Consider the following 776-nt stretch of genomic DNA (forward strand, 5'->3'; position numbering starts at 1 on the left):
TCTTCCAAATATCCACTTAAATGCAATGTCGTTGTAAAGCTTTATCTCCATTGGATTATGTTACCTTTTTAATTTTCGTCTCTTTCAAATTCATAATGAAGGATGGCTACATGTTGTAATAATGAGTTTCAAGAGATCACTCATTCATTCAAAAGAAGCCGAATCTCTTCCATGGGAATCGACAATATATCTGCAATATTTTCTAACGAAATTTCCTGTTGCTTCAATTTCAATATACTGTTGTATTTGAATTCTTCCATTTGTTTAAAAGCCGCTTCTTTTTCTTTTTTCTCTTGTTCCCGTTCTTTAAAAGCCGTTTCTTTTGCCTTTCTCTCCCTTTCCCGTTCTCTAAAAGCCGTTTCTTTTTCCCTTCTCTCCCGTTCTCGTTCCTTTTTTTCCGTCTCCCACTGCTTTTGTACAGCTTTTTTATCCTTCAAGGCATTTTGATATTTTTCGATCATTCTCTGATATTCCAATGCCTCGGTTCTCTGTGCCCTGAGAAACTCCTCCCTGAGACGGTATTGCTCACGCAATGAATCTTCCTTTGTAAATGTCTGAAGCATATCATATACCTCCATAATTCCCTGGTTTTCTTTAAGTGCAGGCTCAAGGGGTTTTTGATTATCTTGGGGTTTTGCAAGAAAATATGCCCATTGTTCCAATGGTGTCTCAAGAAACTTTTTCTTTTTTCGCTGCTGCTGATCTGTTTAAGGCATTTCTGAAGTTCGATGTAGTAAAGATGCCAGTGACCTGTAAGGGGCATGTGGGAACGAGTG

The 776-nt window shown here is 38.0% G+C and carries 1 protein-coding gene; it reads right to left on the reverse strand.

What is annotated here, in order from left to right:
• Positions 1 to 140 precede the first annotated feature (140 nt).
• Entirely contained in the window at positions 141 to 662 is a 522-nt protein-coding gene (locus MTBBW1_RS27300; RefSeq protein ID WP_080810158.1) for a hypothetical protein, read from the reverse strand.
• Positions 663 to 776: the final 114 nt, after the last annotated feature.

This window comes from Desulfamplus magnetovallimortis (assembly GCF_900170035.1).
Lineage (GTDB): Bacteria > Desulfobacterota > Desulfobacteria > Desulfobacterales > Desulfobacteraceae > Desulfamplus > Desulfamplus magnetovallimortis.